22 protein-coding genes are annotated in these 22152 nt (G+C 61.0%); 17 read left to right on the plus strand and 5 right to left on the minus strand.

Going from position 1 to position 22152, the window contains the following annotated elements; genetic code table 11:
- Nucleotides 1-222 precede the first annotated feature (222 nt).
- Together AB5Y71_RS13500 and AB5Y71_RS13505 are read left to right on the plus strand one after the other, a co-directional pair.
- Entirely contained in the window at nucleotides 223-2148 is a 1926-nt protein-coding gene (locus AB5Y71_RS13500; protein ID WP_368171786.1) for an NAD(P)-binding protein, read from the plus strand.
- Nucleotides 2145-3350 (plus strand): cytochrome c, encoded by a 1206-nt coding sequence (locus tag AB5Y71_RS13505; protein WP_368171787.1) that lies wholly within the window; start codon nucleotides 2145-2147, stop codon nucleotides 3348-3350. The genes AB5Y71_RS13500 and AB5Y71_RS13505 overlap by 4 nt, the downstream gene beginning before the upstream one ends.
- 88 nt (nucleotides 3351-3438) lie before the next feature.
- On the opposite strand, the gene AB5Y71_RS13510 is transcribed toward AB5Y71_RS13505, so the two are convergent.
- The 3 genes from AB5Y71_RS13510 to AB5Y71_RS13520 all read right to left on the minus strand — a co-directional run bounded on the left by AB5Y71_RS13510 (nucleotide 3439) and on the right by AB5Y71_RS13520 (nucleotide 5362).
- Nucleotides 3439-3774 carry a DUF3634 family protein gene (locus AB5Y71_RS13510; RefSeq protein WP_005347215.1) on the minus strand — a complete coding sequence of 112 codons (336 nt, stop codon included), beginning with the start codon at nucleotides 3772-3774 and terminating at the stop codon, nucleotides 3439-3441.
- 106 nt (nucleotides 3775-3880) lie between these two features.
- Nucleotides 3881-4849, minus strand: coding sequence for a nucleoside hydrolase (locus AB5Y71_RS13515; RefSeq protein WP_368171788.1), 969 nt, complete (start codon nucleotides 4847-4849; stop codon nucleotides 3881-3883).
- A gap of 219 nt (nucleotides 4850-5068) precedes the next feature.
- Nucleotides 5069-5362: a hypothetical protein gene (locus AB5Y71_RS13520; protein WP_005353197.1), complete on the minus strand. Its 294-nt coding sequence runs from the start codon at nucleotides 5360-5362 to the stop codon at nucleotides 5069-5071.
- Between the two features lie 212 nt (nucleotides 5363-5574).
- Here AB5Y71_RS13520 and AB5Y71_RS13525 point away from each other — a divergent pair, with 212 nt between their 5' ends.
- Genes AB5Y71_RS13525 through AB5Y71_RS13540 form a run of 4 tightly spaced genes read left to right on the plus strand, consistent with a single transcriptional unit; the run spans nucleotide 5575 to nucleotide 9354 of the window.
- Nucleotides 5575-7020, plus strand: a complete 1446-nt coding sequence (locus tag AB5Y71_RS13525) for a coniferyl aldehyde dehydrogenase (protein ID WP_368171789.1) — start codon at nucleotides 5575-5577, stop codon at nucleotides 7018-7020.
- Between the two features lie 11 nt (nucleotides 7021-7031).
- On the plus strand, nucleotides 7032-7652 hold the full coding sequence (locus tag AB5Y71_RS13530) for a TetR/AcrR family transcriptional regulator (RefSeq protein ID WP_123174134.1): 621 nt from the start codon (nucleotides 7032-7034) through the stop codon (nucleotides 7650-7652).
- Nucleotides 7633-8151 carry a hypothetical protein gene (locus AB5Y71_RS13535; RefSeq protein ID WP_368171790.1) on the plus strand — a complete coding sequence of 173 codons (519 nt, stop codon included), beginning with the start codon at nucleotides 7633-7635 and terminating at the stop codon, nucleotides 8149-8151. Before AB5Y71_RS13530 ends, AB5Y71_RS13535 begins: the two co-directional genes overlap by 20 nt.
- 18 nt (nucleotides 8152-8169) lie before the next feature.
- Entirely contained in the window at nucleotides 8170-9354 is a 1185-nt protein-coding gene (locus AB5Y71_RS13540; protein ID WP_368171791.1) for an iron-containing alcohol dehydrogenase, read from the plus strand.
- A gap of 3 nt (nucleotides 9355-9357) precedes the next feature.
- On the opposite strand, the gene AB5Y71_RS13545 is transcribed toward AB5Y71_RS13540, so the two are convergent.
- Complete coding sequence (locus AB5Y71_RS13545; RefSeq protein WP_139428389.1) at nucleotides 9358-9663, minus strand: hypothetical protein; 306 nt, start codon at nucleotides 9661-9663, stop codon at nucleotides 9358-9360.
- A 194-nt stretch (nucleotides 9664-9857) separates the two neighbouring features.
- Here AB5Y71_RS13545 and AB5Y71_RS13550 point away from each other — a divergent pair, with 194 nt between their 5' ends.
- From AB5Y71_RS13550 to AB5Y71_RS13595, 10 genes are all read left to right on the plus strand, one after another.
- The gene (locus AB5Y71_RS13550) at nucleotides 9858-10118 is read left to right on the plus strand and encodes a GNAT family N-acetyltransferase (RefSeq protein WP_005337747.1); all 261 of its coding nucleotides are present in this window, start codon (nucleotides 9858-9860) and stop codon (nucleotides 10116-10118) included.
- Nucleotides 10105-10695, plus strand: a complete 591-nt coding sequence (locus AB5Y71_RS13555) for a nucleotidyltransferase family protein (protein ID WP_368171792.1) — start codon at nucleotides 10105-10107, stop codon at nucleotides 10693-10695. The genes AB5Y71_RS13550 and AB5Y71_RS13555 overlap by 14 nt, the downstream gene beginning before the upstream one ends.
- Nucleotides 10696-10766: 71 nt before the next feature.
- Complete coding sequence (locus tag AB5Y71_RS13560) at nucleotides 10767-12590, plus strand: SulP family inorganic anion transporter (RefSeq protein ID WP_368171793.1); 1824 nt, start codon at nucleotides 10767-10769, stop codon at nucleotides 12588-12590.
- Between the two features lie 121 nt (nucleotides 12591-12711).
- Nucleotides 12712-14073, plus strand: coding sequence for an MATE family efflux transporter (locus tag AB5Y71_RS13565; RefSeq protein WP_005361670.1), 1362 nt, complete (start codon nucleotides 12712-12714; stop codon nucleotides 14071-14073).
- Nucleotides 14070-14681 (plus strand): hypothetical protein, encoded by a 612-nt coding sequence (locus AB5Y71_RS13570; RefSeq protein ID WP_040094762.1) that lies wholly within the window; start codon nucleotides 14070-14072, stop codon nucleotides 14679-14681. Before AB5Y71_RS13565 ends, AB5Y71_RS13570 begins: the two co-directional genes overlap by 4 nt.
- Nucleotides 14682-14957: 276 nt before the next feature.
- Nucleotides 14958-15173 (plus strand): YdcH family protein, encoded by a 216-nt coding sequence (locus AB5Y71_RS13575; protein ID WP_005337763.1) that lies wholly within the window; start codon nucleotides 14958-14960, stop codon nucleotides 15171-15173.
- Between the two features lie 162 nt (nucleotides 15174-15335).
- Nucleotides 15336-16529: an extracellular solute-binding protein gene (locus AB5Y71_RS13580; RefSeq protein WP_368171794.1), complete on the plus strand. Its 1194-nt coding sequence runs from the start codon at nucleotides 15336-15338 to the stop codon at nucleotides 16527-16529.
- Complete coding sequence (locus AB5Y71_RS13585) at nucleotides 16526-18664, plus strand: diguanylate cyclase (protein ID WP_368171795.1); 2139 nt, start codon at nucleotides 16526-16528, stop codon at nucleotides 18662-18664. The genes AB5Y71_RS13580 and AB5Y71_RS13585 overlap by 4 nt, the downstream gene beginning before the upstream one ends.
- A gap of 139 nt (nucleotides 18665-18803) precedes the next feature.
- Nucleotides 18804-19463, plus strand: coding sequence for a YceH family protein (locus tag AB5Y71_RS13590; protein ID WP_064336484.1), 660 nt, complete (start codon nucleotides 18804-18806; stop codon nucleotides 19461-19463).
- A gap of 85 nt (nucleotides 19464-19548) precedes the next feature.
- A complete protein-coding gene (locus AB5Y71_RS13595; protein WP_368171796.1) occupies nucleotides 19549-20106 on the plus strand; it encodes a HutD family protein in 558 nt (185 codons plus the stop codon).
- A gap of 116 nt (nucleotides 20107-20222) precedes the next feature.
- On the opposite strand, the gene azu is transcribed toward AB5Y71_RS13595, so the two are convergent.
- On the minus strand, nucleotides 20223-20663 hold the full coding sequence (gene azu / locus AB5Y71_RS13600; protein ID WP_005337768.1) for an azurin: 441 nt from the start codon (nucleotides 20661-20663) through the stop codon (nucleotides 20223-20225).
- 335 nt (nucleotides 20664-20998) lie between these two features.
- Between azu and AB5Y71_RS13605 the strand changes: the two genes are divergently transcribed.
- Nucleotides 20999-22045, plus strand: a complete 1047-nt coding sequence (locus AB5Y71_RS13605; RefSeq protein ID WP_368171797.1) for an FAD:protein FMN transferase — start codon at nucleotides 20999-21001, stop codon at nucleotides 22043-22045.
- The last annotated feature ends 107 nt before the right edge of the window (nucleotides 22046-22152 follow it).

Here is a 22152-nt window from a genome sequence, read left to right on the forward strand (position 1 = left end):
GACCGAGCCGAGAGATAATTTGCCCTGCAACAGGGCAAATCACCCCCATCAGCGCATCACTCTCGTCACAAGCAGGAAAATGGTGCTTAATAATCCATTAGCAATCGTATGGACTCAGCGTGAGGATAGCGGTAGATTCGGCGCCCAATCCTGAACAGGATCTGTGTCTCCCTCCCATAATGAATCCACTTATTCATTACTTCTCCTAACACAGGGATAGCCATGAGTATTACACGCAGAGATTTTCTCAACGGCGTTGCCATCACCATTGCGGCAGGCGTCGCTCCCATCAATCTGCTCAAGGCTGCCGAAGGCGGCAGCACTCTGGCGGATAAAACCCTGGCCTACCCGCCCGCCCTCACCGGCCTGCGCGGCAACCACCCGGGCTCTTTCGAACCGGCCCACAGCATCGCCCGTGACGGCAAGCAGTATGACTTTGCCAATATTCCCCTCGAGGGGGAGTACGATCTGGTGATCGTCGGCGCCGGGATCAGCGGCTTGGCCGCCGCCTGCTTCTACCAGCAACTGCTCGGCGCGGATAAAAAGATCCTGCTACTCGACAACCACGACGACTTTGGCGGCCACGCCAAGCGCAACGAGTTCACCACCCCCGATGGCCTGCGTCTGGGTTACGGCGGCAGTGAGTCCCTGCAATCACCGCGTTCGGTCTACAGCCCGGTGGCGCTGGGGCTGCTCAAGGCGCTGGAGGTCAACATCGACGAGCTGGCCGCCGGTTTCCAGCAGACCTTCTATCCGGATCTGGGGCTCAGCCGCGGCGTCTATTTCGACGAGAAGCACTTTGGCGTCAACAAGATAGTGAACGGGGATCCGGGCCACAACGTGGCGGACGATATCCCGCGCGATCGCCTGAACGGCCGGCCGCTGGCAGAATTTATCGGTGACTTCCCCCTCGATGATGCCGACAAGGCCGCCCTGTTGGCCCTGCACGAATCGAAGATCGACTACCTGAGCGGCATGACCCGCGAGCAGCAGGACGAGTGGGTGACTCGCAACAGCTACACCACCTTCCTGCGCGATAAAGTGGGTCTCAGCGAGCGGGCAATCACCTACTTCCAGCAGCGCACCAACGATTTCCAGGCGGTCGGCATCGACGCCACCGCCTGCGCCGATGCGCGTCTGTGCGCCTTGCCGGGTTTCGACGGCCTCAATCTGACGCCGCTTGATGCCGAGGAGCAGGCGGAGCTGGACGATCCCTACATCTTCCACTTCCCCGATGGCAACGCCGGTCTCACCCGCCTGATGGTACGCAAGCTCATTCCGCAGGTGGCGCCGGGTCACACCATGCAGGATGTGGTACTGGCCAAGTTTGACTACAGCAAACTCGACCTGCCCGAGCACAAGGTACGGTTGCGTCTTGGCAGCACGGCGCTACAGGCTAAAAACGTGCGCCTCGCCGATGGCAAGCTGGCGGTGGATGTCACCTACATCAAAGAGGGCAAGCTGCATCGGGTACGGGCCAAGCAGTCGATCATGGCGGGCTACAACATGATGATCCCCTATATGGTGCCCGAGATGCCGGAGCCCCAGAAGGAGGCTCTGCGCCAGAACGTCAAGGCGCCGCTGGTCTACACCAAGGTGGTGATCAAGAACTGGCAAGCATTCGTCAAGCTGGGGGTGCACGAGGTCTACTCCCCCGCAGCCCCCTACAGTCGGGTCAAACTCGACTATCCGGTCAACCTCGGTGGTTATGAGCATCCCAAAAACCCGGATCAGCCCATGTGCCTGCACATGGTCTATGTACCGACCCTGCCGGGCAGCGGCCTGTCGGCACGCGAGCAGTCCCGCAAGGGGCGCGCCATGATCCTCGGCATGCCATTCGAGCAGCACGAGCAGATGATCCGCGAGCAACTGCAGGGAATGCTCGGCAGCGCCGGTTTCAACCATGAGCAGGATATCCTCGCCATCACGGTCAACCGCTGGTCTCACGGTTACTCCTATGTCACCAACACCCTGTTTGATGACGAAGCGCAGTGCGAAAAATGGATTGAACTGGGTCGCCAGCCGATCGGCAACATCACCATCGCCAACTCGGATGCAGGCTGGAGCCCCTACGCCCACGCCGCCATCGACGAAGCGTGGCGCGCCGTCAACGAGCTGGTAGCCATGAGCAAGGGAGGTGCCCAATGAGCCGCGCCCTGTCACTGACCGCCAGCGCCCTGCTGCTGGCTCTGCCCGCCCTTGCCGCCAACGCAGCCCCCGCCATGTCGGCGGGGGAATACGTGGCCAAGCTCGGCGATTGCGCCGCCTGTCACACCAGCGAGACCAGCAAGCCGCTGGCAGGCGGCAAAGGATTCCCGACCCCTATCGGCACCGTATTTGCCACCAACATCACCCCCGACAAGACCCACGGTATCGGCAACTACAGCCTGCCGGAGTTCATCAAGGTGATGCGTGAAGGGGTGGCCCGCGACGGCCATCACCTCTATCCGGCCATGCCCTACACCGCCTACGCCAAGATGAGCGATAAGGATCTCGAAGATCTCTATAACTACCTGATGAAGGAGGTGCAACCGCTGGCCATCGCCAACAAAGAGAGCGACATCCCCTGGCCGCTCAACATGCGCTGGCCGCTGATGGGATGGAACTGGATCTACCACGACGACAGCCGCTTCACCCCGGTCGCAGGCAAGAGCGAAGAGTGGAACCGTGGCGCCTATCTGGTGCAGGGTGCCGGTCACTGCGGCAGTTGCCACACTCCGCGCGGGCTTGGCATGCAGGAGAAAGCGCTGACTGAGGCGGACCCTGTCTACCTAAGCGGGGCGGCGCTGGATGGCTGGTATGCCCCCGACATTCGCGGCAGCCGTTACAGCAAGCAGGCGCTGATCGATCTGCTGAAAACCGGCCGCAGCCAACATGAAGCGGTCGCTGGCCCCATGGGGGAAGTGATCACTCACAGCAGCCAGTATTTCAGCGACGCCGATCTGGCCAGCATCGCCACCTATCTCACCGATCTGAAAGATGAGCCGGTCGCGGAGAAAGGGGCCCGTGCCTATGCCAGTGCCAGCGGCAAGGCGGACTACGCCATGTACTGCTCCACCTGTCACGGGGTCAACGGCCAGGGCAATGACCACGTCATTCCCTCGCTGGTGAACAACCGCACCGTGCTGGCGAGCGATCCGTCGAGCCTGATCAACGTGCTGCTACACGGTGCCGAGACGCCCATTACGCAGGGGCATATCGGCTACCATATGCCGGGTTATGGCTGGGCTCTCAACGACGAACAGGTGGCCGAGCTGGTCAACACCCTGCGCGCTTCCTGGGGCAATCAAGGCACCGCCGTCAAGGCAGCGGCGGTCAAGGCCCAGCGCGAGCTGCACGGCAAGGAGTAAGGGCTGTCAGCCCTCTCTTGGCCCAGTGCCATAAAAAACGGGCCTCCACTGGAGGCCCGTTTGCTATTGATTAACCACGTTCCGGTGCTTATCCCTTGCGGGATTTTGGCCCCGGCAGTGGCGCCGTTGGCTGGCGGTAATCGCCATAGGGGAAGATATTGCGAAACCGCTGTGCCACCGGCTCGGGGATAGAGCGGGAGAAGATCAACTTCACACCATCGCCATCGCGCTGCCCCACAATGCGACCGCGTACCGTATCGTGGCGCAGGATCTGTTTGGCATGGTCAATAAAAGCGGGTGAGACCTTGCCCTGCTTGACCACCACCTTGCCGGGAGCAAGGCGGATCTCGAACAGGGCGCCACGCCCCAGCTTCATCAACCACCAGATCAGCGCAATCGCTACGATCAAGGAAATCCAGGCCATCTTCATCCCTCCCAAGCTCTTGATATCAGGCAGTATAAGCGGCCATGCGCCCCGATTGTTTGGCGCCGATCACAGCCCCCGCCTCAGCGCTATAGCGCCCCTTTGTTCAGCAATCCTTGCCCCAACCCACCAGCGTCTCGCGATAGAGAGCGAGCAGCGCCTCATCACGCACCGCCACCCCGACCTGCTGCGGACGATAGGCTGCCCAGTCATCGTGGGAGTGGCGCTTGCCATCGAACTTTTGCAGGGTGTGGCCGATGGCCGGACCGCTGGTGATAACCCGTACCGGCCCCTCGCGCAGGGTAAATAGGGTCGGATCAATCACATAGGCGATGGCGGACGGATCGTGGACGTGGCAACCGGAGAGCCCCAGTTTCTCGGAGTAGAAGCGCAGATAGAAGCGGCTCACATCCCACAGGAAACGGCCCGGCTCTCCCGCCTTGTCCTTGAGCTCATCAAGATAGGCGCTGCTGAAGAAGCTCTGCTGGGTCACGTCCAGCCCGATGATCACCACAGGCCAATCGGCGGTAAAGACCCGGTCGGCGGCATCGGGATCATCGTGAATATTGGCCTCGGCATAGGGGGTCACGTTGCCACGATGGCCGTTGACGCCAAAGGCGCCGCCCATCACTACCACCTGTTTCACCAGCGAGACGATCTCGGGCGCCTGTTGTAGCGCCAGCGCCAGATTGGTCAGCGGGCCGATAGTGACTATGGTGATCTCCCCCGGCGCGGCTTTCACCGCCTCGACAATATATTGCCAAGCGGGGCGAGGATCCGGAGCGATAGTCACCTCCCCCGCCTCCATATCGCCAAAGCCGCTCGGGCCGTGGACTATGGTGGTGGGGCCAACCGGCTCGCGCAGCAGCGGGGCGGCAGCACCTTTGGCCACATCCGCCTTCATGCCGTACTTCTGCTTGAGCCAGAGGGCATTGCGGGTGCCATTGTCGATGGTGGCGTTACCAAAAACAGTGGTGATGGCGAGCAGCTCGATGGCGGGGTGGGCCTCGGCAAACAGGATGGCCATGGCATCGTCGATACCCGGGTCGGTATCCAGAATGATTTTATGGGTCATGAGAAATTCCTACGGTGACAAACCCTGCGACAAAAGGGAGAGTCTACCCGGCTGACGGCCCCATATCCCGGCATGGGATCACAGAGCGGGCCTTTGCTCCCGGCAGCGGGGGCGCTGCTGGCGACAATTAGCATAAAAAACGCGGCCCTGTTGCCAGCGCCGCGCCCTTTATCGTTGTTCGTTATCTGCTATCTGGCAGTGATCTGCCTGACCGGATCCTCAGTGCTTGCGGTGCCAACGCGGTGAGGTCGCCTTCTCCCCCCAGGGGGTGACGCAGGGGAGCAGAGCCCCTTCAATCACCATCTCGCTGCCCGCCAGCGCTTCGGCGATCTTCTGGTGCAGCACCCGCAGTACCTTGCCCTCGTGCTCGGCCAGAGAGTGGCCCGCGGCAAAGAATTCCGGCTGATATTGCAGTGCCAGCTTCTGGGCGAATTCGTAGGTGTTGAAGCAATCCGGCATCCGCTCAACCACATCTTCAAGCCGGGCCAACAAGCTGTTCAGTTCCCTGGTCATAGTGCTCTCTCCGTGTAGGTTAATAGCCAAAAACTACCCCTTATTAGATAAGTCACCAACGAGCAAACCACAAAAGTGTGGGGAGACACACAGTTCTCTCTTGCGTCCGGCTCATGGTGAACGGCAGACAGCTTGCCAGCTTTACATTCCGGTAACAAACAGCTAGATTTAGACCGACTAATCAGTCGGTCATTTTTCATGCGGAGAACAACATGGGTGCGGCGCAGCTTCAACACACTCCTGAGGATATCCTTGCCATCAAGATGTCCCTGCCGGATCAGCTGGCGCGGCTCAAGCGGGCGAGTCTGGCTCACCCCATGCCTACCCTGGCCGAGCGCCGGGCGCAGCTGACCAAACTCAAACAGGCGTTGCTCGCCCACAAGGGACAGCTGTGCAAGGCGCTGGCGGCAGATTATGGTCAGCGCAGCCACTACGACAGCCTGATCGCCGATGTGCTGCCCTGCATCATGCAGATCAACTACACCCAGAAGCGGCTCAAACGCTGGATGCAGCCCCACCGCCGTCACACCGGCCTGCTGCTGGCCCCCGCCAAAGTGGAGGTGCACTTCCAGCCGCTCGGGGTGGTCGGCATTATCGTGCCGTGGAACTTTCCGGTGATGCTGAGCCTTGGCCCCCTCATCACCGCCATCGCGGCGGGCAACCGGGCGATGCTGAAGCTCTCCGAGTTCACCCCTCATACCAACGCCGTGCTGCGCACCATGCTCACCAGCGTGTTTGACGAAAACGAGATCGCCATCATCGAGGGAGATGCCCAGATGGCGGCGGCGTTCAGCTCACTGCCGTTCGATCACCTGCTCTTTACCGGCTCCACCATGGTGGGCAAGCTGGTGATGGCCGCCGCCGCGCCCCAGCTCACTCCCCTCACCCTTGAGCTGGGTGGCAAGAGCCCCTGTCTCATCGCCCCCGACATGCCGGTCGCCACCGCGGTCGAGCGGATGATCTTCGGCAAGAGCCTCAACGCCGGGCAGATCTGCGTCGCCCCCGACTATGTGCTGCTGCCCCGCAGCGAGGTGGATAACTTTATCGCCGCCTATCGCCGCCACTTCAGCAAGCTCTACCCGCAGGGGCTCAATAGCGCCGACTACGGCGCTATCATCAACGACCGCCAGTATCAACGTCTCGTCAGCTGGCTGGATGAAGCCGAGCAGGCGGGTGCCCAGCTCCACCCCTGTGGCAGCCCGGCCCGCGACGATCAGCGTCGCCTGCTGGTGCCCCACCTGCTGACCGGGGTGCCGGGTCAGTGTCAGGTGATGCAGCAGGAGATCTTCGGGCCGCTACTGCCGCTCATCCCCTACGACACCCTGGAGGAGGCACTCGCCTATGTGGCCGAGCGGCCCCGCCCGCTGGCCCTCTATCTGATGAGCTTCGACCCCGAGCTGCAGGCGCGGGTGACCCGGGAGACCCACTCCGGCGGCATGGCGATCAACGAGAGCCTGTTTCAGGTGGCGGCCGACGATGTGCCGTTTGGCGGCATCGGCGCCTCCGGCATGGGCCACTACCACGGCCACGAGGGGTTCCTCACCTTCTCCAAGGCAAAAACCGTGCTGACCCGCGGCAAGTTCACCACCGGCTCCCTGATCCATCCCCCCTACCACAGCTGGATCCAGAAGCTGATGATGGCCTTCTTCCTGCGCTGATGGAGATGACCATGAACCAGGCTATCCCGCAGCCACAAACCATGACCGACAAGCGCCGCCAGATCCTGGATGCCGCCCTCGCCCTCTGCGCCGAAGATGGTCTGCAGGGGGCCGCCACCGCCCGCATCGCCAAGGCGGCCGGGGTGGCCAACGGCACCCTGTTCCACCACTTTCCGAGCAAGGAGGCGCTGATCCTCGCCCTCTATCAGGATGTGAAAACCCGGATGGGGAGCGCCATCCATGAAGCAGATCCCACCCTGTCGCTGTACGACCAGACCCGCCACTACTGGCAGCTGGCGATGGGGTGGATGCTCGCGCATCCCAATGAGCTCAAATTCGTGCTGGGCTTCTTTCACTCTCCGCTGCTGGCCAGACCGGCCCGCAGCCAGATCCTGAACGATGCCCTGCGCTTTCTGCCTGCCCTGCTGGCAAAGGGGCAGGCCAGCGGCGAGCTGATGCAGGCTCCCGCGCCACTGTTGCTGGAGGTGTGTCAGGGCCAGTTCCTCGCCTGCGCATCACTGTTTGTCGATCAACCGGAGCTGGGAGAGGACGACTACTGGCAAGCCAGTGCGTTCGCCCTCTTCTGGTCAGCCATCTCAGGAGCCAATCCCCATGCAAACACGGATGTTTGAACCTGTGGCAGCCCTTGGCCGCCGCCTCTGGATCACCACTCTGCTCTGGGTGGTAGGTCGCACCCTCTGCCGCGCCGCCCGTACCGATGAGGCGGTACGCCGCGAATTGGCGCCATTGCCGGACGGGTTGGCAATCCGCCTCGAAGTGGGCGGCATCGGCTACGCCATGAACATGCACAAGCAGGGTGGCCGCTGGTATCCCGGCGCGCCGGCCGCCCCTCATGCCACCATCCATCCGCTACGGGTGCGCTTCAAGCATCCCAATATAGCCTTTCGCGCCCTGAGTTTTCGGCTCGGGGTCAATCAGGCATTTGGCGAAAACCGGCTGCTGGTGGAGGGAGATCTGACCGTTGCCATGCATCTGGTGCGGGGGCTTGAGCAGTTGCAGTCCCTGATCCTGCCCGCCTTTATCGCGCGACCGCTGCTGCGCCACTATCCCGCCCCGACCAACAAGCTTGGCCGGGCCTGCAACATCTATCTGGGTCTGGTGACCGGCTAACGCGCAAGGAGCCTTGAAATGAGCCGCTATTACGATTTTTTCTGCCCGGTCAAACTGCTGGCCGGTGAACAGGCGCTGGAGCAGCTGGCCAGCGAGCTGGCCAGCCTCGGGGCCCTTCGCCCGCTGCTGCTGACCGACAAGGGGGTCAATGCCACCGGCCTTGCCACCCTGCTGGCCAATGTGCTGGCCGAGGGGGAGCTGCCGGTCGCCGCCATCTGGGACGAGATCCCGGCCGACTCTTCCACCGCCGTGGTGGAGCGGATCGCCAAACGCTATCGCGAGCTCGACTGCGACAGTCTGGTGGCGCTGGGGGGCGGCTCGGTCATCGACACCGCCAAGGCAGTCAATATTCTCACTTCCATGGGGGGGGATCATCTGCTCGACTACTCGGGCGCCGGTTGCCTTACCCGTCCCCTCAAGCCGCTGGCGGTGGTGCCCACCACGGCGGGCACAGGATCAGAAGTGACATTGGTTGCAGTGATCAAGGATGAGGCGAGCGGGCGCAAGGTGCCCTTCACCTCCCCCTTCCTGCTGCCCCAGCTGGCGGTGCTCGACCCGCGCCTGACCCAGGGGCTGCCCCTCAATATCACCGCTGCTACCGCCATGGACGCCATGACCCACGCCATCGAGGCCTTTATCGGTACCGCCAAGAACCCGGTGAGCGATGCGCTGGCCCTGATGGCAGTGGAGAAGATCGCCAGCGCCCTGCCGCAAATCATCCACGACCCGCAAAACAAACAGCTGCGGCTGCAACTGGCGGAAGGCTCCACGCTGGCTGGCATGGCTTTTTCCAACTCCATGGTGGGGCTGGTGCACGCCCTCGGCCACAGTCTCGGAGCCCGCTGCCATCTGCCACACGGGCTGTGCATGAACCTCTTTTTGCCGACCGTGCTCGACTACAACCGCCCCGAGGTGGATAGCGAGTTGGCCCGGCTGCTGTTGCCGCTGGTGGGGGCAGAGCGCTTTGCTGCCACCCCGGCCCATCAGCGGGCGGAGGCGACCATCACAGCGATTCGCACCCTGCGCGACACCCTGTGGCAAGCGGTCAAGCTGCCGCGCACCATGAGCGAGGCTGGGGTAAGCGATCGCTCGCTACTGACCGAGATCCGCGATCTGGCGGTCAACGACGGTGCCCTGCTGTTCAATCGCAAGGACGCCGACCGTGAGCAGTTACTCACCCTGCTGGAGCGAGCCTGGGTCTAGTGGCTAATCGGCTACAACCTCACAAATAAACTGGAATGGCGCATCAGGATGGTGCGCCAACAATGAAAAGAGTTGATCAAAATCATCTTGGTTCTTTTTGCTCGCTCGGTTGTGGCTATACCAAATAGCCCCCGTATCCCCCATCCACAATGAGATTCTCCTGGCCAACAACAGCCGAATTTTTCTATTTTTACCTGCTGTTTCAAACTGAGCCTTGAGTTCAGGGTTGGATGCATCAGAAATCGCAATCTGCCGCTGATCCGGGCTGTTCTGACTTTGAGCCAACACCTTCCGGGTAACTTTCAGCATTACCGTGTCCATTTTTACCTCTTCCGAACTTGCTGATTATCGCCACATCGATTCGTGCCAAGATAAAAGTCAGAGAGCAAGAGCTGGCTCAATAATCCTGATAACAATCGATACATCATCCACTATCTGTTCTATACCTTGGCTAACAGTTATGTTGTGCCGAGAGACCCAACTTTACGCCAGAGGTGCCCACCATGAGCGACATCATCCATCAGGCCAACCAGCAGCAGTTCATCTGTATGGTGGAGGGGAAAGAGTCGAGACTGCGCTACCGGCGGCTCGATGCCAAGACCATCGACGCCTACAGCACCTTCGTGCCCCCCGAGCTGCGGGTGCAGGGGATTGCCGATCAGCTGGCGCGCGCTTTCTTCAACTGGACTCAGGCGGAGGGGCTCACTATAGTGCCGAGCTGCCGCTACATTGATGTCTGGTTACGCCGCAATGCCAACAACTGAACCTCTGAACTCCGCCCGCGAACAGCAATTCCAAGCCAAAACAGAAGCCCTGCTGCGGGCCGATCCGCAGCGGATGGCCTGCCTGCAAGCCGCGGCCGAGCTCAATCTGCCCGACTGGGCGCTGGGAGCAGGCTTTATCCGCAACCTCATCTGGGATCACCTTCACCACAAGGCGGAGCCCACCCCACTCAACGATATCGACCTTATCTATCTCGACAAAACCGATCCGCAAGGGCTGGCCGAGACGGCGCATGAAGCCTGGCTGTCAAAGCGGCTGCCGGATCTGCAGTGGGAAGTGCGCAATCAGGCTCGCATGCACACGCGGCAGCTGGTAGCGCCGTTTGCCAGCAGCCTTGAGGCGCTCAGCCACTGGGTCGAGGTGCCCACCTGCATCGGCGTACGCCTCACCCGAGATGGCGAGTTCGAGTGGCTTGCCCCCTACGGCTTTGCCATCAACTGGTCGCTGCAAGTGAGTGCCAACCCCAGATGTCGTCAGGACAAACAGATTTTTACCCAGCGCATCAAGGAGAAACGCTGGCAGGCTATCTGGCCTGACCTTCAGGTAAACTGGCCATAACCTGATTGCAATCTTTCGATAACCTTGGGCACACTAGGGGAAAAGCTGGTTGTAACTCAATGGGTTAAATAATGCGCGACTTCTTCTCTCTCGAACGCTGGCTACCGGGCCTCGCCGCCTTGCTGCATTACCAGCGCGCCTGGTTGATGCCAGATCTTCGCGCCGGACTCTCGGTGGCGGCAGTGGCGCTGCCCGTCGCCATCGCCTATGCCGAGCTTGCCGGGGTGGGTGCCATCGTCGGTCTCTACTCCTGCATCCTGCCCATGCTGGTCTACGCCCTGTTTGGCACCTCCCGCCAGCTGATTGTCGGCCCTGATGCCGCCACCTGTGCGGTCATCGCCGCCGTTGTAACGCCGCTGGCCGCAGGCGACCCAACCCGTCACTGGCAACTGGTAATGACCATGACCGCCATGACCGGCTTCTGGTGCCTGATTGCCAGCCGCTTCAAGCTGGGAGTGCTGGCGGACTTTCTCTCCCGCCCCATCCTGATGGGGCTGCTCAATGGTGTGGCCATCACCATCATGGTGGGCCAGCTCTCCAAGATCTTCGGCTTCACCTTTAGCGAACGTTACCTCATCGAGCGGATCGCCAGCGGGGCCACCTATATCACCCAGACCCATCTGCCGACCCTGGCCATGAGTCTGGTAGCCCTGCTCACCCTGCTGCTGGCCAAGCGCTTCCGGCCAGCATGGCCCTCCTCCATGGTGGCCATGGTGGTGACCGCTGCGCTGGTGTGGGGCTTTAATCTCGGCCAGTTTGATATCGCCACTCTGGGGACGGTGGGTTCCGGCCTGCCCGCCTTCCAGATGCCTGAATTTCCCCCCGGCCTGATGCGGGAGCTGGTGCTGCCTGCCCTTAACCTGGCCATGGTGAGCTTCGTCTCCATGATGCTGACCGCTCGCAGCTTTGCCGCCAAAAACGGTTACGAAATCGACGCAGACAAGGAGTTTCGGGCCCTTGGCATGGCCAACCTCGCCTCCGCGGTCTCACAGGGTTTCGCCATCAGCGGCGCGGATTCACGCACCGCGGTCAACGACGCCAACGGCGGCAAGAGCCAGTTGGTCTCCATCATCGCTGCGGCGGTGATCGCCCTTATCACCTTCTATCTGACGGCGCCGCTCAAATACATCCCGACCGCCGCCCTCGGGGTGGTGCTGGTAATGGCCTCACTCTCGCTCACCGACTTTCGCGGACTGTGGGCGCTGCGTAACTCCGATCGCTCCGCCTTTTGGCTGGCGCTGATCACCTTTATCAGCGTGCTCACCATGGGAGTGATCCCGGGGATCACCCTTGCCGTGTTGCTGGGGCTGTTCCAGTTCCTGCGCAATGTGATGCGCCCCACCGACCAGCTGCTTGGCATGGATGACGAGGGGGTGGTGCGCACCCTGGGGGACAACGAACAGGCCAAGGCGATCCCGGGTATTCTGGTCTATCGCTTCAACTCGCCGCTCACCTACTTCAATGCCCCCTATTTCAAACGGCGGGTGCTGGCCCTGCTGGTACAGGATCCCCGAGCCCCCAAGTGTCTGGTGATCGATGCGGTCGCCTGCTTCACCCATCAGGACATCAGCGTGATGAGCATGGTGGGGGAGCTGCACAAAGATCTGAAACGGCGCGGCATCCATATGGTGATGGCGGGTCGCCACGGCCAGATGACCCACTGGCTAAAGCAGGCGGGTGTGCGGGTGGGCGATGAGGGGATCATCCTCTGCCCCGATATGTATCAGGCGCTTCGCCTGACCCGCTGCTACCGCGAGCCGGTGTTCAAGGATGATGCGGTGGTGGAGAGCACCACAGATGCCATCCGCTCGAATTGGCCGCAGGATGATGCCCTGCCCGACTCGGCGCGCCTCACCCTGCCAAGCGAACAGGAGGCGGGCGCCACGCCTGCCTGATCCCTTGGCCTGCGCCCCTGGCCGGTGCAATCCTGCACAAGGATTGCACCGGCCTTGGCCTTGGTGTTAAATGCGCCCCCAGAGGGCACTCCCCCGTACCCTCCCAGCTGTTGGACATGCCATGCAATCTCAATCCCACGCAGGCCCGGGCACGCTATTTGCGCTGACCTGGCCACTCTTTATCGATCTCGCCCTGCACTTTCTGACCGGTGCCCTCAATACCTTCATGGTGGGTCATGTCTCCTATCAGGGAGTGGCGGCGCTGGCGGTCGGCAATCAGGTGTTCGATCTCGCCATCACATTGTTCAGCTTCGTCAGTATCGGTACCAGCGTGGTGATCACCCAGTATCTGGGGGCCGGCGATCGGGAGAAGAGTCGGGTGGTGATCCACACCGCCATCGGCTTCAACCTGCTGATCGGTCTGGTAGCCGCCATCGGCGTGATGGCGGGGGCCAGCACCATGCTGGCGCTGATGAACCTGCCTGCCAACCTGATGAGCGACGGGACGCTTTACTTGCAGATCATCGGTCTCTGCCTGTTACCGGAGGCCGCAGCCCTCTGTCTGGCGGCCACCCTGCGCGCTCACGGCCACACCCGTCAGGCGATGTATGTGACCCTCATCGTCAACCTCATCACCTTCGTCGGCAACCTGCTGCTGCTCTACGGCTGGTTCGGCCTGCCCCAGCTTGGTGTCGCCGGTGTCGCCATCAGCACGGTCGCGGGCCGACTGGTGGGTGTGGTGCTGCTGGTGTGGCTGGTAGCACGCAAGACCGGCATTCGACTGGTGGTGCGCGATATCGTCCACCCCAGCCGGGAGATGCTGGGCAAGGTGCTCCATATCGGCCTGCCGGCTGCAGGGGAGAACCTCTCCTGGATGCTGCAGTTTATGGTGGTGACAGCCTTTGTCGGACTGCTGGGGGACAAGGCGCTGGCAACCCAATCCTACTTCTTCCAGATCTGCCTGTTTATTTTGCTGTTTGGCCTCTCCATCGGCCTTGGCAACGAGATCATCATCGGTCATCTGGCAGGAGCCAGGCAGTTCGATCGCGCCTATCAACAGCTGCTCAAGAGTCTCAAACTGGGGCTGGCAGTCACCTGCGTCATCGCCGTGGCAGCTGCCCTCAATGGCCGTACCATCATCAGCCTCTTTACCGATGATGCCGACATCATCACCCAGGTGGCGCAACTGTTTCTTATCAGCCTTATCCTCGAACCCGGCCGCACCTTCAATCTGGTGGTGATCAACGCCCTGCGGGCCACCGGGGATGCCCGTTTCCCCCTCTACATGGCGTTGCTCTCCATGTGGGGAATTGCCGTGCCACTCTCCTATTTCCTCGGTATCATGCAGGGTTATGGACTGGTCGGTATCTGGCTGGCGCTGGCCTGCGACGAGTGGGTGCGCGGTCTGGCCATGTTCTGGCGCTGGCGCAGTCGTCGCTGGCAAAACAAAATTCTTGTTGAAACAAAAGCGGAATCACAATGAAGAAGATAGGACTCTTGCTGGCTGCCATCCTGCTCAGCCCCCTGGCCATGGCGCAAACTGCCCCTGCCGCTCCCAAGGCTCAAGCCACCCAGACCTGGTATGTGGCCCCCATCGCAATCGATGAAACCAGCGACGCCCAGAAGGCGCTGACCAAGGACTTCATGGCCCAGATGATCAAGACCATCAAGATCAACGAGTACCAGACCGGCAAGGCGGTGGGCAACACCAAGAAGCCCAAGTGGCTGATCCGCACCAAGCTGATCCCCGCCAGCAACGAGCCGCTGGTCGGCAAGAAGCACCCGCAGGGTCTCACCTACGGCAAGGGCAATCCGACCCAGGAGATCGTCGGCGAGCTGTTGATGAACGGCACCCTGGTGGCCCACATCGGCCAGGGCTGGCGCGAGCCTATCGTCCCGGGCACGCCGGTGGCTGACAAACTCTCCATCGCCAACTATCGCTACGCCATCGGGGATCAGGCCAAGTCGGCGGATCTGGAGGAGCTGGCGGCCCAGATTGGCTTTGAGGCGGGCAAGGTGATCCACCGCGATGGCAAGCCGCTGCCCGAGAAGAAAAAGAAAAAAGAGCAGGCGGACGAAGATAAAGAGTAACGTTGCCTGCATCCATAAAAAGGGGCCACTCGGCCCCTTTTTTGATCCTGCACCCTCACGCCAACACTGCCCCTGTTGTGACTTGTCGCACAGTTTGGCTCACCATTCAGATTGATAAATCACTTATCTTGTTTTGATTCAACAAGTTATAAATATCCCGCCGAATACTCCAAATCATTGCCCCCAAATCCGATCAGGATCACATTTATCCCCGGCACTAAGGGGTAGCTTTGGTCTTACAGGCACAATCAAACGAAACCAAGGAGGCTCCATTACATGTTCCCAGAGTACAGAGAACTCATCTCGAAACTGAAGAGCAGTGATGTCCATTTCCAGAAGAAGTTTGACTTGCACAACGACCTGGATGCGGAGATTAGAAAGTTGGAAAAGCATCACGCCAGCGACTATAGCGCCGAGGTGAGAGATCTGAAAAAACAGAAACTCAAACTGAAAGAGGAGATATACGACATCCTCAAACAACATCCACAATAGATGCCTCGAAGAATATGCGGATAAGCAATTTATCCCCCAGCCCGGCCCACGCGCCGGGCTTTTTGTTGTTTCAGTCAATTAGTTGACACCCGAGCCTACCGATCTTGCCGGTAGTTTGTTACATTTTTCCCTTGGAATTCAGGGAATAACGGTGATGATAACATGAGCAGAAAACGATCTTTTTATCATCTCTTGCTGCTTTGCCTGTTCGCATTAAGCCACCCCCTGCAGGCTCAGGAGCCTGAACTGGAGCTGTGGCACTCCCAGCAAGCCGGTTACGTGATCGACGACGTGATCGCCCGTTTCAATCAGGAGGGGAACCACAGAGTGCGGGTCACCCAGATTGAGCCGGGCAAGATCAAGGCGGATCTCCTGCTGGCGGCTCAGGCCAGGGGGCTGCCCGACCTGATGCTGATCCCCTCCGATTTTATCGGCCTCTATCGCCAGATGACCCTCGCCCCCCTCCCGGCCGAGTGGTTTTCCCCCGCGCTAATGGCCAGCGCCTTGGGTTATGTCACCCTTGATCGGCAACGCTGGGGCATGCCCATGATGCAGGGCAACCATCTGATGCTGTTTTACAACAAGGCGCTGGTCTCGACTCCGGTGACTCAATGGCAGCAACTGACAGCTATCACCCAGGCCCTCAAGGCCAAGGGGGTCTACCCCGTCAGCTGGCCCTATCACGACATGTACTACTTCGCCGCCTTTTTACACACCTTTGGCGGCTCGCCGGTGACCGAAGGGCACATCACCCTCGACAGCCCGGCCATGGTGCAGGCACTGGAGGCCTACCGCACCGTCGTCAGCGAACAGTGGGTCGATCCCGAGTGCGACTATGACACCGCCCTCGCCCGCTTCAATGAGGGCAAGAGCGCCTACCTCATCAATGGGGACTGGGCCTTCAACGATCTGGTGAAGAACATGGGGGATAAGCTGGGCGTTGCCCTGCTGCCCCGCTGGCAAAGCCATCCCATGCACTCCATGAGCGGCGCCTACGTGATGGGAGCCTCCCGCTGGGCGATGGATGATGAGGATCGGCAACCCGTCATCAAAGCACTGATGGCCTTTATCCAGCGTCAGGATATTCAGCAGTTCATCTATCATCAGGGGGCGCTGTTGCCGGTCAATCAGCAGGCTTTTACCGCCATCAGCCGCCGTCCCGCGCCTCAGGAAAAAGTGCTGCTGGAGCAGTTCACCCTCAGTACCCCCATGCCTTCCGACAGCGCCATGTCCATCGCCTGGCAAGCGATGGAGAAAGGGTTCGAGCGCTTTAAAGAGGGGATCAGTGCCGCCGACACCGCCCGCTATATGCAGCAGTTGGCCGATCAGCAGTACCGGCAGGTCAAAGCACCATGAAACATCGCACCTTTCGGCTCGGCCCGACCCTCATCATCATCCTGTTCACCGTCGCCCTTCTGCCGGCGCTGCTGGCCAGCACTGTGCTGCTGATCCGCCAGCACCAGATCATCGCCCAGAGCGAGCAGTCACAGCTGGAGCGGGCCCTCACCAGCATGACCCGCGAGGCCCGCTTTCGCAGCGAGCTGATCGGCACCCAGATCAATCAGCTCAGCCAGGATCGGGTACTCCATCAGGCCCTCGACAACTTCCTCTTCTCCAGCCATGCCCGACTGGCACTGGCCACCTTTGTCAAATCCAACAGCCTGATCACCTCAGCCTACCTCATCGATGACAAGGGGTTGGTGGTGGAGTACATCAATGGTCAGGCCTCCCACCTCGAGTCGAGCGACCTGATGCCGCAGCTGATGGCCTGGGGCAAGACCCGCGAGGCGAAACAGGGCAAGCATCTGCTGCTGCCCGTCGATGATCCCGTGCTGGTCGACGACATGGAGCAAAACCGCAGCGGCGGGCTGGCGCTGGTAGCCCCCATCTATCGCAACCACCAGCGCGCTGGGGTGATGCAGACCCCTTCCGGCTTCGTGATGGCCATTCTCCCCTGGCGGCAGATGGCCCAGTTGCTGGAACCCTATCTCAAGGGGAGCGAATATCTGGTGATCTCCCAGGGCGAGAACCGTCTCTACGAAGGGGCTCACCAGAACGCCAACGCCATGGATGACAGGGAGCCAAGCAAGTTGGCGCAGCCCCTGGCCATTGGCTGGCCCCAGCTGGAGCAAGAGATCACCCCCACCATCACCCTCTACAGCTACAGCAATGACAGGGTCAGCGAGCTCAATAAATCCCAACAGCTGCTGACCGTCAGCATCGCTGTCATGTTGCTGCTGGTGGCCATCGGCTGCATCTGGCTCACCCGCTGGTTCACCCGACCGCTGCGCTCGCTGGCCGCGCTGGTGCGCAGCTATGGCAAGGGCAACTACCAGCAACGGCAGGCACCGCTGCGCTTTGTGGAGTACGACGAGGTGCGCCAGTTGCTGCAGGAGATGGCCAGCACCATCTCGGATCAGGTGCGGGCGCTCTATCAGCAAAATGAACAGCTGCAGCAGGCCAATAGCGAGAAAGAGGCCTTCAACCAGCGGCTGCTCGGCTTCAACGACGAACTGGAGCAAGAGGTTGCCTCGCAAACGACCGCCCTGCGCTCGGCCCTGAGCCGGGAGGAGCGCAGCCGCCATATCCTGCAATCCTGGCTGCAGTTCGGTCTGCACCAGCAGTTGGATATCGATATTGCCGAGCTGGCCAGCTCCGCCCTGCTGCAACTCTCGCAGCTCTATCCCGGCCACCGCTGGGGACTGGTGATCCGCCGAGACGGGCAGCCCCACTACTCCCTGACCCAGGGGGTCGATCTCCCCTTGCGGGATGCCTTGCAGGAGAAACTGGCTCAACTGATGGATGAGGAGGTTAAACACTCCGAATGCCAGTGGGATGACGCTCTCTGGAAGATCATGACTCTACCCGGTAGCCAAAGTGGCGTGCTGTTTGGTTATCTGATGGTGAGCGCAGAAGGGCTGGAGTCCGAAGACAGGGCCATCTTGCGGCTGTTTGCCAAGCAGTTGGCGGTGGGCATCGAGGGGCGCCTCTTCACCGACGAGCTGGCGCGGGTCGCCCGCACCGACAACCTCACCGGGCTGCCCAACCGACAGGCGTTCGAAGAGACCTTCCATCACTATCAGGCGGTGCTGGCACGCCATCCCGAGCGTCACCTCGCCCTCTTCATGCTCGACCTCAACGGCCTCAAGCGTACCAATGACCAGTATGGGCACGAGGCAGGCGACGCCCTGCTGATCCAGATGGCTCGCCAGCTGCGCACCCTCTGCCGCCAGGACGAGAAGATTTTCCGCATCGGCGGCGACGAGTTCGTCCTGCTGGCGGAGGCGGATCACCTCGCCAGCCAGCAGCTGGCAGGTAGACTTGAGGCAAGCCAGCAGCACGCCATCGTGCAACATGGGGAGCACAGCTTCCCGCTGCGTTTTGCCATCGGCTGGAGCAGCAGCGACCAGACCCCGCTGGCGGAGCTGAGCCGGGTGGCTGACGACGACATGTATGCCAATAAGGCGCGCTTCTATCAGGGGCAGCGATAAAAAGCGGAGACCTCTGGCGTTGGCGAGCCTTTCGCCAACGCCCTGATCAGCTCGCAAAAATGGCGCGCAACGCTAGACGCGGCGCGGACCATGACTAAGATAGGGGCTCTTGATGTCTCGATTTGGAAGGGAGTAGGAAATGGAGTTAGTACTTGGCCCGCTGGAAGCCCGCGTCATCGGCTGTCTGATTGAAAAAGAGATCTGCACCCCGGATCAATATCCCCTCTCCCTTAATGCACTGGTCAACGCCTGCAACCAGAAGAGCAACCGCGAGCCGGTGCTGGAGCTCTCCGAGCTCGATATCCGCGCCGTGGTGGACGAGCTGATCCGCAAGCGGCTGGTGGTCAACACTGCAGGCTTCAACGCCCGGGTGCCCCGCTATCAGCACAGATTCTGCAACACCGAATTTGGCGAGCTGAAATTCAGTGCCCAGGAGCTTGGCATCGTCTGCGAACTGCTGCTGCGCGGCCCGCAAACCCCGGGGGAGCTGCGCTCGCGCACCAACCGCCTCTGCAGCTTCGATGATGTCACCGAGGTGGATGCGGTGCTGACCCAGCTCATCGAGCGTGGCCCCTACGTGGTCAAGCTGCCGCGCGAGCCGGGCAAGCGCGAATCCCGCTACGCCCACCTGTTCAGCGGCGAAGTGGATATTCAGGCGATGATGGATGCCGCTCCCGCCGCGGCCTATGCCTCCCCTGCCGCCGACCGTCTGAGCGAGCTGGAGCAGGAGGTAAACGAGCTCAAGAGCCGTCTCGCCGCCATGGAAGCGCGGCTGGCTGCGCTGGATGGTCAGGGCTGATCGCCTTTACCATCGCCACTCTCTATCAGGGAGCCGGGGCAGATGTCCCCGGCTCCCTGCGTTTTTTTATCGTGAGGAAGTGCCCGTGATCACCCTGATTAAAGAGTCTAACCACCAGAAGATGCCCTGGAAAAACCAGCAGGGCACTACCAGCCAGATCCTCATCTCCCCCAAGGGGAGCAGCCTTGCCAAACTCGACTTTGACTATCGACTGAGCTCGGCCCCCATCAAGAGCGCGGGTCCCTTCTCCCCCTTTCCCGGCTATCAGCGCATTTTGCTACCGGTGAGCGGGGCAGGCTTTGTGCTCAACGGTCACCCCTACGCCACCTTCGAGGCGGCGCACTTTAGCGGCGATGAGGAGACCCACTGCGAGTTGCTGAAAAAAGAGGTGACCGATCTGGGGCTTATCTACCATCCGGATCGCATCAGCGCCAACGTGCGGGTGCTGAACCTCCCCTTCCCGCTGACCCTTACCCTCGAGCCAGAGAAGACCTACCTCTGTCACCTGCTGAGCGGCCAGCTGACCGTGCAGGGCAAAGAGGTGGCCATCAACGAGACGCTGGTGGTGACCGGGGAAGAGAGCATTCACTTCGAATGCCAGAAGAAGACCGCCATCGCCTTCTTTACCCTTCAAGCCAAATAGAGCTGGCGTGGGCTCGCAGCCATGCCACCCCACGCCAAACGCAAGCAACAGAGATGAAAAAGCCGGGAAATCCCGGCTTTTGCTATCGAGGCAACCGGCTCGTGCCGGTCAGCACCTTAATTGACCTTGAAGGAGCCCTTCATCATGGCGAAGTGGCCGGGGAAGGAGCAGAAGAAGGTGAGATCCTTGCCCGCCAGACCGTCGGTCTTGAAGGTCACGCTGCTGCTCTCGCCGCCGCCGATCAGCTTGGTGTGAGCCAGTACACGGGGATCATCCTTGGGCAGATAGCCGTTCTCGGCCCCGGCGCTCATCCCGGCAGTCGCCACGGTCTGATAGTCGGCGGTGCTGGCCAGCACCCAGTTGTGACCCATGGCGGTCACGGGCAGCTTGCCGGTATGGTTCAGGGTGACCGTCACCTCCTTGCAGGTGGCCGGCACGCTCATCTCTTTGAGGTTGTACTGCATGGCATCATTGCCTTCGATGACCAGTGCACACTCATCCGCCAGCACGGGGGCAGCCAGGGTACTCAGAAACAGCAGGGTAATCGCCTTTTTCATCATCTTCTCCTTTGATTGGCAATGGATGGCAACGACTTGGCGGATGCGGTGAACGCTTCGCAAAGATGCCGTCTAAATCGACCTTCATTTTACTCAATTGTCTTCAATCGGCTATGGCTTTTGGCCAAAGCTGCGGGCCAGGTCACCAGACGGTGCTCTACTCGCCACTATCTCCCTCACGGATGGACGATACGAACCGCTCCCGCCACAGGTTCAAAACTGTTTAATTTTTTCTGCCCTTTTCCCTCCGATTGCCCCTATCAGGGCTCGCCCGGCGGGCGCCCCTTGGCTAAGCTAGCGCCCCGATATGAACCTTCTCCAGATGAGAGCGCCGGATGATTGCGATAACCCCCGTGGCGGCCCTGCGCGGCCTGCTGCTGACCCTGCTGCTGGCGCTGGCCGGCTGCCAGCCAACCCCGCCAGCCCAGACCCGAATTCAGGGCAAGACCATGGGCACCTACTATGTGGTGACCCTGAGCGATAGCTACCCCGGCGGGGAGCCCGCCCTCAAAAGCGATGTAGAGAGCCTGCTGGCCCGGATGAACAAGGAGATCTCCACCTACGATCCGGGCTCGCTCATCTCCCGTTTCAATCAGGGGCCCGCCAACACCCCGTTTGCCATCCCGCCCGCCATGGCCATCATAGTCCAGCAGGGGATGGATGCCGGTAAGCTGACCGACGGCAAGCTGGATGTGACCGTGGGGCCTCTGGTCAATCTGTGGGGCTTTGGCCCGGACAAACGGCCGGTCAAGCGGCCCGATGAGGCGGCCATCGCCGCCGCCCGCCACAAGGTAGGGATCGACAAGCTGAGCCTGACCCCGCAGGGGGATCACTTCCTGCTCGAAAAAACGATCCCGGATCTCTATCTCGACCTCTCCACCCTTGGCGAGGGGGCGGCATCGGATGAAATCGCCGCCCTGCTCGAGGGCAAGGGGGTACACAACTACCTGATCGAAGTGGCCGGTGCGGTGCGCAGCAAGGGCAACAACAGCAAGGGCTCGCCATGGAAAGTGGCCATCGTCGAACCCTCCGATCAGCCGGGAGCGTTTTCCGATATCGTCATCCCCAACGGCATGGCGCTCAGCACTGCAGGCAGCTATCGCAACTACTACGAGCTGGATGGCCAGCGTTACTCCCATATCATCGACCCCGCCACCGGCCAGCCGGTCACCCACAAGCTGGTCTCCGCCAGCGTGATCACCCCGACCGCACTGGAGGCCGATGCCCTCGATACCGCGCTGATGGTGATGGGGCCCGAAGCGGGGATGGCATTTGCCAAACAGCACCAGCTGGCGGTCTATCTCATCATCAAGACCGAACAGGGGTTCAAGGCCGAGTACACGCCGCAATTTGCTCCCTATCTGGCAGAGAAAAAACATTGAGTTCAAGGCCCTGGCAACAGGGCCTTTTTCTTTCACTCATCGCGGGCAAAAGGCGGACAAACGGAGATGGTTCGCAATCGACAACTTGGCCAATTGCCTCTTCGGGC

It is taken from the genome of Aeromonas sp. R9-2, from assembly GCF_040908025.1.
GTDB lineage: Bacteria > Pseudomonadota > Gammaproteobacteria > Enterobacterales > Aeromonadaceae > Aeromonas > Aeromonas veronii.

What these genes read in the sequence shown, in the direction of transcription:
- azu (WP_005337768.1), bottom strand. Translation starts at nt 20,663, where the DNA reads ATGAAAAAGGCGATTACCCTGCTGTTTCTGAGTACCCTGGCTGCCCCC.
- AB5Y71_RS13570 (WP_040094762.1), top strand. Translation starts at nt 14,070, where the DNA reads ATGAAGAAGATAGGACTCTTGCTGGCTGCCATCCTGCTCAGCCCCCTG.
- AB5Y71_RS13560 (WP_368171793.1), top strand. Translation starts at nt 10,767, where the DNA reads ATGCGCGACTTCTTCTCTCTCGAACGCTGGCTACCGGGCCTCGCCGCC.
- AB5Y71_RS13515 (WP_368171788.1), bottom strand. Translation starts at nt 4,849, where the DNA reads ATGACCCATAAAATCATTCTGGATACCGACCCGGGTATCGACGATGCC.
- AB5Y71_RS13530 (WP_123174134.1), top strand. Translation starts at nt 7,032, where the DNA reads ATGAACCAGGCTATCCCGCAGCCACAAACCATGACCGACAAGCGCCGC.
- AB5Y71_RS13520 (WP_005353197.1), bottom strand. Translation starts at nt 5,362, where the DNA reads ATGACCAGGGAACTGAACAGCTTGTTGGCCCGGCTTGAAGATGTGGTT.
- AB5Y71_RS13550 (WP_005337747.1), top strand. Translation starts at nt 9,858, where the DNA reads ATGAGCGACATCATCCATCAGGCCAACCAGCAGCAGTTCATCTGTATG.
- AB5Y71_RS13605 (WP_368171797.1), top strand. Translation starts at nt 20,999, where the DNA reads ATGATTGCGATAACCCCCGTGGCGGCCCTGCGCGGCCTGCTGCTGACC.
- AB5Y71_RS13565 (WP_005361670.1), top strand. Translation starts at nt 12,712, where the DNA reads ATGCAATCTCAATCCCACGCAGGCCCGGGCACGCTATTTGCGCTGACC.
- AB5Y71_RS13585 (WP_368171795.1), top strand. Translation starts at nt 16,526, where the DNA reads ATGAAACATCGCACCTTTCGGCTCGGCCCGACCCTCATCATCATCCTG.
- AB5Y71_RS13505 (WP_368171787.1), top strand. Translation starts at nt 2,145, where the DNA reads ATGAGCCGCGCCCTGTCACTGACCGCCAGCGCCCTGCTGCTGGCTCTG.
- AB5Y71_RS13510 (WP_005347215.1), bottom strand. Translation starts at nt 3,774, where the DNA reads ATGGCCTGGATTTCCTTGATCGTAGCGATTGCGCTGATCTGGTGGTTG.
- AB5Y71_RS13590 (WP_064336484.1), top strand. Translation starts at nt 18,804, where the DNA reads ATGGAGTTAGTACTTGGCCCGCTGGAAGCCCGCGTCATCGGCTGTCTG.
- AB5Y71_RS13575 (WP_005337763.1), top strand. Translation starts at nt 14,958, where the DNA reads ATGTTCCCAGAGTACAGAGAACTCATCTCGAAACTGAAGAGCAGTGAT.
- AB5Y71_RS13535 (WP_368171790.1), top strand. Translation starts at nt 7,633, where the DNA reads ATGCAAACACGGATGTTTGAACCTGTGGCAGCCCTTGGCCGCCGCCTC.
- AB5Y71_RS13540 (WP_368171791.1), top strand. Translation starts at nt 8,170, where the DNA reads ATGAGCCGCTATTACGATTTTTTCTGCCCGGTCAAACTGCTGGCCGGT.
- AB5Y71_RS13555 (WP_368171792.1), top strand. Translation starts at nt 10,105, where the DNA reads ATGCCAACAACTGAACCTCTGAACTCCGCCCGCGAACAGCAATTCCAA.
- AB5Y71_RS13525 (WP_368171789.1), top strand. Translation starts at nt 5,575, where the DNA reads ATGGGTGCGGCGCAGCTTCAACACACTCCTGAGGATATCCTTGCCATC.
- AB5Y71_RS13580 (WP_368171794.1), top strand. Translation starts at nt 15,336, where the DNA reads ATGAGCAGAAAACGATCTTTTTATCATCTCTTGCTGCTTTGCCTGTTC.
- AB5Y71_RS13500 (WP_368171786.1), top strand. Translation starts at nt 223, where the DNA reads ATGAGTATTACACGCAGAGATTTTCTCAACGGCGTTGCCATCACCATT.
- AB5Y71_RS13545 (WP_139428389.1), bottom strand. Translation starts at nt 9,663, where the DNA reads ATGCTGAAAGTTACCCGGAAGGTGTTGGCTCAAAGTCAGAACAGCCCG.